The sequence below is a fragment of the Vibrio splendidus genome (genome assembly GCF_024347615.1).
GTDB lineage: Bacteria > Pseudomonadota > Gammaproteobacteria > Enterobacterales > Vibrionaceae > Vibrio > Vibrio splendidus.
In genome coordinates, this window is sequence record NZ_AP025508.1 from 2,042,868 (window position 1) to 2,057,275 (window position 14,408).

7 protein-coding genes are annotated in these 14,408 nt (G+C 44.3%); 3 read left to right on the forward strand and 4 right to left on the reverse strand.

Going from position 1 to position 14,408, the window contains the following annotated elements; translation table 11 throughout:
* The first annotated feature begins 170 nt into the window (after nt 1–170).
* Nucleotides 171–836, forward strand: a complete 666-nt coding sequence (locus tag OCU90_RS09265) for a Bax inhibitor-1/YccA family protein (RefSeq protein ID WP_017077199.1) — start codon at nt 171–173, stop codon at nt 834–836.
* 155 nt (nt 837–991) lie between these two features.
* Complete coding sequence (locus tag OCU90_RS09270; RefSeq protein WP_017082226.1) at nt 992–1,321, forward strand: TusE/DsrC/DsvC family sulfur relay protein; 330 nt, start codon at nt 992–994, stop codon at nt 1,319–1,321.
* A gap of 58 nt (nt 1,322–1,379) precedes the next feature.
* Here the strand turns inward: OCU90_RS09270 and yccX are convergent, their stop codons facing one another.
* Nucleotides 1,380–1,667, reverse strand: coding sequence for an acylphosphatase (gene yccX, locus OCU90_RS09275; RefSeq protein ID WP_061024229.1), 288 nt, complete (start codon nt 1,665–1,667; stop codon nt 1,380–1,382).
* 221 nt (nt 1,668–1,888) lie between these two features.
* Nucleotides 1,889–2,782: a LysR family transcriptional regulator gene (locus tag OCU90_RS09280; RefSeq protein ID WP_061024230.1), complete on the reverse strand. Its 894-nt coding sequence runs from the start codon at nt 2,780–2,782 to the stop codon at nt 1,889–1,891.
* 117 nt (nt 2,783–2,899) lie between these two features.
* On the opposite strand from OCU90_RS09280, the gene OCU90_RS09285 reads away from it, so the two are divergent.
* Nucleotides 2,900–3,322, forward strand: a complete 423-nt coding sequence (locus tag OCU90_RS09285; RefSeq protein ID WP_061024231.1) for an ester cyclase — start codon at nt 2,900–2,902, stop codon at nt 3,320–3,322.
* A gap of 118 nt (nt 3,323–3,440) precedes the next feature.
* Here the strand turns inward: OCU90_RS09285 and OCU90_RS09290 are convergent, their stop codons facing one another.
* Together OCU90_RS09290 and OCU90_RS09295 are read right to left on the reverse strand one after the other, a co-directional pair.
* Entirely contained in the window at nt 3,441–3,605 is a 165-nt protein-coding gene (locus OCU90_RS09290; RefSeq protein WP_155647280.1) for a hypothetical protein, read from the reverse strand.
* A 161-nt stretch (nt 3,606–3,766) separates the two neighbouring features.
* Nucleotides 3,767–14,407, reverse strand: coding sequence for a PLxRFG domain-containing protein (locus OCU90_RS09295; protein ID WP_061024232.1), 10,641 nt, complete (start codon nt 14,405–14,407; stop codon nt 3,767–3,769).
* Nucleotide 14,408 lies beyond the last annotated feature (1 nt).

A 14,408-nucleotide genomic window follows, 5' to 3' on the forward strand; every position in this document is an offset into this window, starting at 1 on the left:
AGCGACACTTTATACGTCATTAGAAACACTTTGTTACACCTTAAGAAACACTTAACCGACTATTTTGATTATTATTTTAGGTATACAAAAGGAATGAAAGACTTGATTTTTCGAACTTTCAGCCCCATAAATGTACTAATAACTATTGAAGTCACCTTACGAGGAAGATTATGAACAGCCCTATGTTTTCACGCACAGCAACTCAAGAGAATGCTCTGCAAACCAATAAAGTGTTGCGTAACACGTACGCACTACTGTCTATGACACTACTTTGGTCTGCTGTAGTAGCAGGCGTATCTATGGCGATGAACCTTCCTCGCCCTGGTCTTATCATTATGCTAGTTGGTTTCTACGGCCTACTGTTCCTAACAGAAAAGAACCGTGACAACAGCATGGGTCTAGTGTTCACATTCCTATTTACAGGTTTCTTAGGCTACACCATTGGTCCAATCTTAAACATGTACGTTGGCGCAGGCATGGGTGATGTCATCCTTACTGCACTTGGTGGTACAGCATTAGCATTTATGGGTGCATCAGCTTACGCACTGACGACTAAACGTGACCTTTCATTCCTTAACGGTATGCTAATGGCTGGTTTTGTTGTTCTGCTAGTAGGGATGGTTGCAAACATCTTCCTACAAATGCCTCTACTGTCTTTAGCAATGAGCGGTATGTTCATCCTATTCTCGACTGGTGTTATTTTGCTAACAACGCAAAGCATCATCCGCGGCGGTGAAACAAACTACATCTCAGCAACGATTAGCTTGTATGTTTCGATCTACAACATCTTCATCAGCCTACTAAGCATCTTAGGTATTATGAACAGCAACGACTAATCATAGTTCGTCCAAAATTGAGCCCAAGAGCCTGTCTCTTGGGCTTTTTTGTATCTATAGTTGCAATATTCCTAGAGATAACGACGATATTTCTTGAGAAAGGCAAACGTGGTCATGTACCCTATTTACTGAGTTAAACTGATTCTGGACTAAACATGTTTGAATATAATGGCAAACAAATTGAAACCGACGCTCAAGGCTACCTATTGGACTACACACAATGGGAAGAAGGTATGATTGAAATCCTGGCTGAAGACGAAGCGATTGAATTGACTGAAGCACACTTGGAAGTGGTCCATTTTGTAAGAAGCTTTTACGAAGAGTTCAAAACCTCTCCGGCTGTTCGTATGCTCGTTAAAGCGATGGAGAAAGCGCACGGCCCAGAGAAAGGTAACAGCAAGTACCTATTCAAATTGTTCAAGAAAGGCCCCGCTAAACAAGCAACCAAGCTCGCGGGTTTACCTAAACCAGCAAAATGCTTGTAAAGCTTAAACAGCTTTAGGTTGCTCTCAAGGTAAAAAGGTAAATACTGTAGTGCGCTAGCTACAGTATTTTAAATTCCCCTATACGCACATCCTGCCGCTCACTTTCTTTAACTCGATGCATCACTACTTGGTCTACCGTCGCACTCGAAGGGCCAATATTGAGCCAAGCGTGGAACTTCTCTATTTCCTTACCCTTTCCGACAGCTAACACTTCAACTCGGCCATCATTTAGGTTCTTTGCATAGCCTGAAATGCCCAGAGCTTGTGCCTGCCTACTGGTGTGATAGCGAAAGCCAACACACTGAACTACGCCTGATACGACAAAAATATATTGTGAATTTTCCATAACGTTGCCTCATAAATTGTATGAATGATATAGTTGCGACTCTATTCATTCACCGCTTATTGGTGGACTTACTTCGAGTATAACGATTATGAAAGAAATATCATTTATCGCGCCCGCTTATTGATTTATTGTTCCTTTTCATATAGTTAAGACCACCAGCAAACCACCCTAAAAAACCATTATGCACAGTTATATGCACACTAAACTTTGCTTAAAAGCAATTACCATTCCGCAAAGTATGACTTTAATTCATCAATAAGCACTCTCACCTTTTTAGGCATGTTGGCGCGGCCATGGTATAGAGCATAGACTTCCCTTTTTGGTAGATCATATTCTGGAAATAACTCGATAAGTCGGCCGCTATCTATTTCATCTTGAGCCAGTAACTTAGGAATCATAGCCAGACCAAAATTATCGAGTAGTGCGTACCGAACCGCTTGAACGCTGTTAACCGTCATTGCCGGATTAATGGGTATATTTTTCACTTCATTACCTTTGGTAAACATCCACATTTGATCAAGCTTTAGGTTGGGATCTTCAATTATCCTATGCGATAAAATATCTATTGGTTCATTAATCTCCCCATGCTCACTTATGTACTTAGGTGATGCGCAGATTACATTCCTATGCTCGACCAATTTAGTCGCTATCAAATCAAAATCTTGGCGAACTAAGCTACCTGACCTGATCGCTACGTCATAACCAATTTGGTCCAAGCTATCCAAATCATCATGCAGCCGTAAGTTTACTTTTAACGATGGGTATTTATTGGCGAACTTACAGATAAACGGCATTAGCAATATTTCACTAAAACCTTTAGGTGCTAATACGTTTAAAGCGCCTGTAATAGACTCACCATCAAACCTAACCGCGTTGTTTAACGATTCGAACCTAGACACCAATACATTAGCCTCTTGGTAGTACAGCTTTCCGGCGTCAGTCAGTGCGAATGTTTTAGTAGACCTATTCATTAAACTGGCACTTAGATAAGTCTCAAGATCTTTTACATTCCGGCTAACCAACGACTTTGACACGCCTAGCTTTTTTGCTGCCGATGTAAAGCTTCCTTCCTCTACAGTACAAATGAATGACTTCACTAGAGTTAAAACGTTCATGTGACCCCCTATTGTCAACATATTGTGAACAGGCTATCGATCTTTTGTACCCTATTCAACCGCTCAATAAAAGCTAGAATACTCATTAGTTCCATAAAAGAAGCACAAGGTAATTACATGACCAGTAAAAACGTACAGACCATAAAAGACTATTTCAAACATTGCGTAGACGGGAAAGCAACAGAGTTAGTTAGTCAATATTTTGATGAAAACGCACTGATTCACCGACCAGATTGTGGTCAGACTTTAGTAGGTTTAGTTGATTTTGAAGCTAAATTGAAATCTTGCGTGACAGAACGTTATGAATCACTCGAGACAACGTTTCAACGTATCGTTGAATCTGGAAATGAAGTTGTAGTCGCGTTAACTCACAAGGCTAAAAATGCTAACACTTGGCTTGGCTTTGACGTTTCCGGTAAGGATGTAACGTGGACAAGTCTTACTTACTTTAAATTCAATGAAGAAGGGAAAATAATTGAAGAGATCGTTGAGCGAAATGAATTGAGCATGGCTAGACAGCTAGGTGTTACGGCAATCTAACAATACCAATATCCAAGTAAAAAGGGCTAACCTACGTGGTTAGCCCTTTTTTCTTACCAATAAGATTTAACGTATAGCAAGTAGAGAGCGGTATGACGCTCTCTACTTTATTTCGTTGTTACTCTATCTCTTGTTTCTGCTCATCAGAGCAAAATAAAGTATCAAGTGCTTTTGCTGCTTTAGACACTGTAACAATCATAAATTCTTTAGATTCGCTACTAAGTGGCTGATCAGATTCAGCTAGTTGCGAAACGACAAGTAGATCTCTTTTTAGTGCCTTCATACTTCCGGTATTCCTCTTATTGGTTTGTTATATTATTTCTTGCTGTGTTTACATAAGACGCATTACATAATGTGAATAAGAATATATTACACTTTTATACCAATTCGACAATAGGATCTGATAGAAACACTTATATCAATAAATACTTTCATTCCGGTTCTTTATTCCTGTAAGAATTTGTTTCTAACTAACTGCTCAAATTTAGGGTTGTAATGCAAACCGTTAACGGCCTTTTGCTGCATTCTCAAGTGACCTTGTAGTGAAGTTTTCACGGCATCACTCGTTATAGGATTCACCTTGCCCCAATCACTGCGGTTGTACTCTTTGATGCTCTTCCAAATATTGCGGATCTCTTCTTGGTCCTTCTTCATGTAAGACACCCACATTTGATTCATTAGAATTTTGCGGTGCATCTTGATTTTGTTCTCGTACTTCTTGATCCGGCTGTTGGTGTCATATTGCTCAGATAGTCGAGTCGGCGTAAAACCAAGTAGCTGGCCCGCGTATTCAACACCTGTTAGATCACCAACCATAACCTCACCGTTCCTATTGGTGACGTTCCCACCTTCAGCGCTATATCTGGCAGTTTTAACAATGTCTTTAATCCATTTAGGCATAAACATTTCAGTACCGCGATACAAACGCCCTTGCCCCATGTAATCAAAGCCTCTCGCGCCGTTCGTAATGATGCCGCCAATAGGACCAAAGAATTGCTCACCAATATCTGCTACGGTCCCGCTTGCGTTCTCAGCGTCAGATTGACGTACCCACATACCCATAAAATCAATGTTTATGCGGCTACCGATTGAAGGTAAACCAACTTCAGGCGGCAAACCGTTATAAAGCGTCTTAGCCCATTCAGCACCAAACCACTCGGTTAAGATACCGTTTAGCTCGGTTTCAGCATCCCAAGGATCATATTCATCACTAATTGCAGAATGAACCATGTTCGCAATAGCGGCCAACGTTGCTAATGGCATTGCTGACAAGCCGCCCATTGCAAACGTTAAGGCCATGGTTCCCATGATCTGCTTACGTGCTTCCGCTTTCTGCTCCGGCGTTGGATTACCTTTACCCAATGCTTTAAGCGTGTTGTGAATTAGGTAGTAACTCATATTCTGTGAGTACTGCTTAAACTGCATTGCTACGGTAGCCACATCACCCTGCATAAAGCGGGCGCGGTTCAATGAACCATAATCAAAATGACTATCCCACGTTGCCTTAGTCGCGTAGTGGTAAGCCGCCTCGTTTCCAAGACCATCACGTTTAGCTAAACGGTAGGCTGTCATAAACGTAACTTCTCGGTTTAAAACCTCCGCATTGTGGAACGACCAGCCAAGAGTTCGGTTAACTCGGTCTTTCCAATCACCGATTTGCGCGTCCGGTTCTTCTGCTAGCCCTAAAGCATCACTGGTTTGTGTTACGTCAATCGTTCCCTGTTCTACGGCTCTACGCATAGCCTCGCGTTCGTCACCCTCAAGGATTGAACCAAGTACACCAAATCGGTTCTTGGTCTTTTGGTCCTTGCTGGCCGCGTAGCGATTAGTAACCCATAGCTTTGTTAATTTGCCCATTTCTGAAGCTGTAGCCGCATAGCCATACTTAGAACCGATAACCGGGATAGCCACCTGAATATTTTGAGTGATGTTCATTAATGCTGAAGCTGGTGAAGCACCGATAAGCATAAAGAAACCAATACCCGTTAACTTTTGCGCCCACTTAGCGCGTTTAGGGTTCATTACCCACTCATGGCGCTTATTCATTTCATCAGCGATACGTTGAGCCGAAACGTTATTAGTTTCAGACTTAGCCATATCATTAACACCAGTAAGGATCGCTTGTAAGTCGTCTTCAGTCTCGAGGCGGGCTTGTTGGCGTGATTGCTTGAAACCCTGATCAGCTAAGGCGCGCAAGGCATTATCTGAATAACCTTTTGTGCCTTTACGGTGAATAAACGATTTACGAATTGAACGATCGGGCAATGCTTGTAAGAACATTTGATACAAGTCGTCTTTGAGTTGGTCTTTAACTTCGTTCTGGGCCTTGGCCTCGTTAATCTTGTCCATAACGTCAGTAACGAAACTCATGGTCGCACCTGAAACCATACCCGACTCTTCGATATTCTTACCAAACTTAGGCTTAAACCCTGCCGCCGTTAGTTGTTTAACTCGAGCGTTCATTTCCTCTTCGCTCTCAAACATTTCAAATTGAGAATCAAGCTCTACTTCGCCGTTTGGTTTCTTGCTGCCCGCTTCCCACTTTGTTGATACCCAATACTTACCAAAACGCGCTAATGGTACGTAGTAACCTTTCTTAGCAATGGCAAGCTCTAGAGCTATCTCACTACTTCCAAGCTTTCCAAGTTCAGCGGCGTGAGTCTTACCAAATTCTTTGATTAGTCGAGCATGGATATTTAAAGCCTGTTTACTAGATGATGAACCCGTACCAGTTAGCGATAACTTAGCCGCACGATCCACCAGCGCGGTAAACATATCGTCTTGTTGCTTTTCATAGTGGTCACGAACGCGGCCAAACAAGTCTTTTTGTTCATCAGTCATTCGATCATAAATGACCTTCATCTTGGCGTGAGCCTTACGGCGGTACATCTCACCTTTCAGATCTTTCTTGTACTGTTTCAACTCATCGAAAAGTTGCTTATTCGATTCACCTGAACGGCCTTTTATCTGCTGCTCTTTGATGCCAATCATATCGGTAAGCAAGTCGGTTAAGTCTTGGTACTCTCTAGATGGGTCCACGTTCTCTAATGTCGATTCGTGCATAAAGGTAAACAGCTCATCGGCTTTGTCTTTATTGCCCTTTCTAATCCATTGGCGAATGTCTTCACTAAGATCCGTTACGTCTTCCAATAAGGCATTTTGACGGGCCATTTTTGTATTTACTGTCGTTACGTACTGATCAAGTAAATTGCTGTAGTTTGGAGAGACTTTGGCTTTTGCCACTTCTGCTAGCTGGCGAAGAGTTAACAAACCCCAACCGTTGCCCTTCATTGCGTCATAAAGTGCTGTGCTTTTTAGCTTTGAAGGTACTTTACCTAAGATCTGTTTAAGGAATGTATCGGCCTGTATCTCTACAGCTTCCGCATAACTCATCTTAGGATCGCCGTAATCGACTTGTTCAGCGTCTTCTTTAGCAATTGTTTGAGAGAATCTAATCACTCCTGGGGAACGTAATTGACCTTTGTTGTCACGTAGGTAGTTGTCAGTGTTGTTAATCATGGTGCGAATTTCGGCTAGCGTAGCTTTATCTTGAGATAGCACACCAGAACGACGCAAGGCACCCATGACAAATGCCAATACACGATCCGCAATCTGTTTAAGTTTGCCGCTTTCTTTCTCAGCAAGGCGGGCGATCACTTCCTCGGCTTTTACTTCATCCGGTGCGCCTTTGTATGCTTTATCAACTTCATCGAACAACGGCTTAACTTTGGCGTTACCTCGTAACGCGTTAATTTTCTTGGTTAGAGTCTCTATTTCTTTTGGAGATAAATTGGCGTACAAACCGTTATGTGCAATTAGTTCATGTCGTAAAACACTACGCACCTCTTGAGCGTTCGCTAAGTTTTCGGCCACCAGCACAACACGGTTATCACCGGACAACCAAACACCTTTAACTTTCGTATTTGGTTCAGTGGCCGTGAAGTCACTTAACTGATCTTGAGTCTCAACTACAGTGACGTTAATCCCTTTCATGCCTTCATAGCCTGAAATGAACTTATCGGCCTCGTTCATTACCTTGCGAACCGTAACACCCGCGCTTTTTGTATCTGCACCAACTGAAGTCTGACTAAAACGAATATCATCAGGCGGCGGTAAGTCTGCGCTGTTCTCCGGCTTATCGATAACAATGGTCTTGGTTTCTACACCAGTAGAGTTAAGCGAGTTCTTAAAGCTTCCGCTTGGGTTGTTCTCTTCCACCGCTCCTACTGCGTCTAGGTACTCTCTGAAGTTCTTATTCTTGCTGTTACCTTTGTCTCCGGTATTAATTGGAGTGATAGCCACCAAGCGACCACCATCTTTAAGCATTGATAGAGCGTGATTGATATGAGTGATCGCTGAATCGTTGTGAAATGGTGGGTTCATAACTATGCGGTCATAAATTGGTGCGCTTTCCATTTCAAGGAAGTTATCACCAATGACGTTATGGCCCTTGGCCTCGAGCAATTCACGCATATCACTAGAAATATCACCCACATCAAGATCCGCACCTTTCGCCGCGATTCTATCGGCAAGATCACCCATGCCCGCGCTTGGCTCTAATACCTTCATGCCCTCTTGAATGTCGGCACTATCAATCACATTTTCTGCAAGTTCGTTATTGTCTGTAGGGAAGAAATCAATATAGGCTTTATTGCTAGCCCTTACCTTTTGCTCAATAGCATCAGTCAAACGGGATACTGGTGTCTCTTTCGGCTTGCTGGTGGTGATCTCTTTGCTTACTGCGTCTAGCTCTCGCAGTGCTTCACGTAAAGTAGCGTTATCAACGATACCCATACGATTTAATCGACCTTCTGTTTTGAATAGCTCGTTTGCTAGGTCTGCAGCACCATAATTTTTGATCTTCGCAAAAGCTCGGATCTTAGCAATGTGCTTATTCCAAACTGGACCGGTCATTGTGATTAGGTTGTCGCCACTATGGTTTTCCACTTGCTTGGCAATGAACTTGCCGGTGTTCAAGTAACCTTTGACCACTGCCATATCACGCGCAAGGCCGTTCAGGTTGTTAACGTGCATTTCTGGATCTGGGAATCGAGCAAAACGCACAATCTGATCAATCGTAACGTCACTGTTTAAGAACCATCGGCCCATGCTGTCGCGCTTGGCAAACTTGTCACGGTCTGACTCGCTCATGTTCCATAAAAGACGGCGGGTTAAGTATTCAAGCGTTTCTAATTGCGTTAGGTCTTGTAGGTTACCAAGTACGCTAATATCACCACTCTCAACACCTTCGGCAATCTTGCCAAGGATTCTAGCGTTTTCCTGCTGACCATAAGCGCGTTCAAGAACTCTAGCTGCATCACCGGCGCGCTTGGCCGTGTTAGTTTTACGGTCTTGGTTGATAACCTCTTCAGCTTTTGCGTCTTGGCTTTCGGATAGAGACTTAAGCTTGTTTACTTGCTTCTCTTTCGCGCTGTTCGCTTTCTTCTCGGCTTGAGCCGTTAGGTTCTCCGTTGCGTTAACCTCTTCACCACGAAGCAAGGCAACAAACTGGTTTTGTGCCTCTGGGCTAGTGAAGTGCCAACCTTCGGGTTTACCCACTGACTTGGCATATCGAGCATTAGCAACTTTAACGCCTGAATCAATTTTACGTGCGGCCTGTGCTAGCTCCTTCCACTTCTCTTTACCAATACGATCAGTAAGACGAACCACATAAGACGGCGAACCACTATCAAACGTGCTCATTTCGGTTTCATGACCTACTGAGTCGGTGCCTTCCACCGCTTGAATGGTCCCGCGTCTTTCAAGCTCTCGCTGAAACTGGTTTTCTTGCTTCTCTGCGAATGCTTGAGCGGCTAGCGTGTCAAACTGTGCTAGCTGCTCATCATCTAGGATAGTGGCGATATTGTTGAGAGAAACATCCTTTGAACTAGCCAAGCGCATAAAGTCGGCGCGTGTCTCTGGGTTCTCGATACCAGCTTTACGTGCCTTTTCGTCTGACTCACTCTTAGCGCGCTGTTCTTTGCGGTTCGCTACGTTGGTGTTATAGGTTTCTTCCGTTAGTGCACTAACACGATCCTCAAGCTGTTCAAGTGTCGAACGCTTGCTAAATACGTCTAAACCTTCATAGCTGCCATAGTTCGGGCTAATCGCTTGCAACATGCCATAAACAAGACGGTTAAAATTCTGCTTAACCAGTGAATCCTTAACGTCCTCCTTACGCTTGCGCTTAACAACCGGCGAATCATAGAGAGCGGCTTTGATATCTGACTCACTAGCCACCAGCGAAGCAAGGACCGCTTTATATTCATCAAAAGACAATTCACCTTTGACGGCGGGATTAACCGCCGCCACTGCGCCAGAAAAGTCGCTTAACCCTTTTGCTTTGGTTTCGGCTTTCTTCGTTGGTGCTTTTTTCTTTGGTGGTGTTGGCTCTGGACCTTCACCAAGCAATTCCGCAACTTTCTTAAGTGCCACTTGGCGGCTAGAAATATGCTTGCTATTAAGGCCTTTAATAATCTCATCAACGTCAGTTGGCGATACTTCCATGTTGATTAGGTTTGCACGTAGATCGTTCATTGCTACTAGATACTTAGCGTCATCGGTGCCATTAGGAACGCCAACCATATCTACCATTTTTTGATAGTTGGTTTTAGCCAAGTGCTTAAGCACTGAGGCTCTTTGCAGTCCTGCCAATCCTTCAGCCTTCATTCGAAGAATACGGCCATTATCAATCTCGTTGTGTCGCGCTTCTGTGATCGTTCCTGCTTTCAATGCGGCTTGGTTATCCGCATAGACTTCATCAAATTCAATCTCTGTCTTAGCTTTACCTAAATCATCACGGATCTGGTCATAGCTTTTGGTTGGCTCGGATTCATCCTTTTGTGGGCGATAGTCTTCATCCATCATCTGAGTGTCGAACTCTTCCAAGTGGCCTTTTTCGGCCTCAATAAGCTGGTCCCACTCTTTTTTATTACCGCTTTGGTCGTCTAAGAAACGATTGTAGAGATCGCCGAGCTCCCCAATTGCATCGTCAACTGACTTTTGAGCGGTAGCTACACGGTTGTTGGCTGCTTTTACCTTTGGATTACTCTTATCTGCACCAGAACGATCAGTCGAATGTAAGGCCTCAACTTTGCTCTGATTTTCTTCAGCTTTGGATAACTTTTCCTCTGCCTTAGAAATTTTGCCAAGCTTACGCTTAACCGCATTGCTCATAATTTTGGTCATTGGCTTATCAATTACCGAATTACGCTTTACCAAGCGCGCCTTTAGTTTTGATATATCAGATTTATTTCTTGCTATAACTCCATTCATACCTCTAGGGTCTTCGCCATTAGCGATTCTGGCTTCATAGTTATCAATTGTTGATTGCTTCCAATTGATTAGATCATTTAACTCTGTTTTTGTTGGGTTTGAATTGTCATTTACCGTTGGCTTTTCAATAACTGCAGGAACAGAATTGCTTTTATCTGATAGCGTTTTCTTATTTGGCCCGCGCTGTTCGGCCACTCGATCTGAAAGGTTACTATCAGCATAAGAACGAATGTACTTATCAAAATCAGCACTATCATTCGTTGGTGATTTGCCAGTTTCACTTGAAAAATCAGTGTGAAGCTTACCAATCCAAGCCATGTAATCAGCATTATCATTGATCTGATCTAGTTCGCTTTGGTCTAGAGTGTCTAACCATGCTTGCATGCGCGGGTTAGCAGACTTACCGGTTTTAGCGTCCTTGAATCTCTCTTTGGCTATTGGCTTTTGAACTTCAGCTTTTTCAGGTGTGGTTACACCTTTCGCGGCCTCGGCAAGTTCTGAACGTAACCATTTAAGATCGCCTGTAGTGCCTTTGCCGTCTTGAATCTTGTTCAAACGTTTAAGGCGGGCTGTTGAACGGTCCATACCTAACTGGTTGTTATCGTCTGCTGCTGCTTTAAAACCTTTCTTAGCGTCTGCTTGTTCGTCCTTGATACCTTGTAGCTCGGCGTCACTTACCTGTGGGCTTTGTTCTTCAGTATCTTGAAGCTTTCCAATTTCAGTATCCAAACTTGCTAGACGTAGCTTTAACGGACGACCGGCACGAAATAAACCGTCCATGCCGCCATAAGCTTTAGACGCTGCACCAAACGTATCGACACCCGCTAGAATCGCTTTCTTTTGGGCTAGCGTAGGATCTTTATCTTCAACCGCGTCCCGTTCTTCCATATCTTCGTGGGCTTTAACTGCTGCCGCGATTACTTCACGTTCTTCCTGTAATTCAGCAAGACGGCCACCAGCCGCTTTATCTCGACTAGTCGCTTTAACTTCGGCTAGTGTTTCCTCAGACTTGGCTTGAGCCGTTGCGTTGGTGTCTAACTGTTGGTTGATCGCTTTGTTCGCTAGCTTCTTAGCATTGTCAAAGCTACCCGCTTGGATCTCATTGTTGATTAATGACTCGCTGCTAACTCCTTTATCCGCGCCCTTCTTACCGTAGTAAAAACGCTTGCGAACACCACCACTAATCAATTCAACAAAACCGCGATCAGATTGGACCGTAACCGATACCTGAGTACGAACGCCTTCGCGACTATAGCGCCATGCTTTGCCGTCTTTGGTTTCTGTACCGTCTACACCATCACCAATCTTGGTTTGAGTAGTCTTGGCTTTCGGCGCTTTCGATTCAGGTTTTACTTCTGGCTCTGGCTCCGGTTGTGGCTCTGGTTGCTTGGCACTTTCAAAGGCATCAGCAAGAGCGTTATTAGGCTGGTACTCGGTTGAATGGTCTTGTGGTGCGTTAGCTTCTTGCTGTGCATTAAGACGGGCCGCAATAGCTCGCTTACCTTCGGCTACCTTTTTTCCCTGCTTCTTCTGAGAACGTTGGTTTGCCTTGGGATTTACACCGGACAAATTACCTTGAAGAACACCAGCACTTTGGCCGCGAAACTGATCAACTTGGTCCTGTGTCGTTGGCTCTGGGCTAGGTTGTCGCTCTGCCGTTTCGCGTGGCTGGTGGATCGTGTCTTGCTCCATAACCTGCGCTTCGCGGTAATCACCAAACGGGCTATTGTAGTCACGCTGATCAATGTCTTGGTCACCGGAAACAACATCAGACCAACGATCAAATTCAACTCGCGGCGCATTGTCTACGCGTTGGTTTTCAATGCCTGTGTTAACGGGCGTAACATCACGCTCACCGTTCGGGCGCTCTTGACCTTGAGCTGAGTTAGTTTGCTGCTGTTCTTGGCGACCTTGCAATAAACGAGCTTGGATCTCTTGTCGGCGCTGTTCGTCCGGCATGTTTTCAAAGTCTTGTTGTGCACGTTGCTGGTTTGAGCGCGTTCTTAGGTCCAACTCTTCCGGTGTTGCGTCTAGTGAATCATCAAAGTTATTCACTGAGTTAATCACACGCTGTAACGCACTAAGCGCTTGGTTCTCGTTCATTTCACCAGAACGGCGCATTTGAGCTATTTGAAGCACCGCAGACGGTGAAATATCCATAGCAGTACGTAACCCATTAGCAAATTGCTGATCGTTACGTGCGGCGTTATCCACAAAACTAAGATCACCCGCACGTATTGACTCGGCTAACGCGTTTTGGTCCTGTTCTACAGTTTCGGGGTTTTGTTGCTGTTGCCAATTTAGATTTTGTTGAGCTTCTTGATTCCAAGCTTGTTGTGATTGCTCACGTTCTGGGGCGCTGTTGTTGAATACAGCTTTGTGATATTCGCTAGACTCGGCGCGGCCCATCGCAATTTGATAAGCCTGTTTAAGTGCTTTCGGGGCTTTAGGGTTAATAGTGCCTTGTGCACTCAATAACTCCGGTGGTGGGTCAATAATTAATTCAGCGTCTTGCTCTGATAATCCAAACTCTGACGGATCAGGATAACCGTTTTCTTCTGACCATGTGAGCGGCGCACTCTCTTGCGCTTGTGTTGCATTCTGTTGTTGCGGTTGTTCATTTGGTTGTCCTTGTGCTGCTTCATCTTCAACGGCGTGACGCTGATTAGCTGACGGAGTATTACCAAGCGCAAAGTCAATGGCTTGATCGGAAAGTTGTTTTGCTTCGCTTGGCTCAAATCCAAGGCCTAGTGCTTGGTTCGAAACACCTTCACTTAAAACTCGTCTAATGTCGGTGTCGTTATAGCCTTGAGAGCGCATTTTTGTAACGGTTTCAGGATTAACGACACTTTCAATTTTGCTCTCAAAGTTTCTGCGGCGAACCTTGCCAACTTGCGCGCCAATCGGAGCGGGAACACCACCAATTACAGCACCAAGAGCCGCACCAGTAAGCGCGTTAGCTGCTGCACCTTCAGTAAGATCTCGGCCTTCGTTGGTTTGTTCTTCTCGAGCTTGGTTGGTTAAAACGGTTTCGCCATAACCTTGAGCCGCTTCAGTTCCGGCCTCTGAAGCAACACCTTTAGCCAAGGCACCTTTTACTGTCTTACCAAGTGAGCCTTTAATTAGCTTAGAGAAACCCTTATCACCGACACCATCTAAAACACTGTTAAGCGCAAACAGTGAAAAATCACCGCTCAACTCATCACCCGCCGCTATCGCTAGTTCTTCTCGGGCTTTGGTCATTGCTTCTAGTGGTTGATCACCGTTAGAAATATGGGTTTGAGCGATATTTTTAAAACGTGGCGAATCCTTAAGATCATCGAATGACAGGTTATTAATATCATCTTGAACGCCACGCGCTGAAATACCATTGCCAGCCGCACCATTAAGCAAGGCATTAACACCAACACTCACTTTTCCTGAATTGGCAGCAATGCGTGAACCTTGCCCCGCCAAGCTTGCAGCCTTACCAGCCGCACCCGCTGGGAACATGGTCACCGCCATGCCACCTAACACGTTCATCGAGTTCAACCACCAAGTACGCGGGTCTTTTGCTCCTTCACCAATACTAAGGTCATCATTAATAAGCTGCTTGCTCATTGCTGATTTACCTTCCGGCGACAACGTATTAAATTGCTCTTGCGACCAATCATTTAAGCTATCACTTAGGTTCTCGGCTCCTGCAAATTCAGCAACACCCGCGACCGTATCAATTGCACCAGATTGAAGCATATCAATAGAATCACCGAAAATTCCGGTATTAGATTCTTGTTGCTCCGCTTCCCAATCTTCAAAGTTTCCTAATCCCATT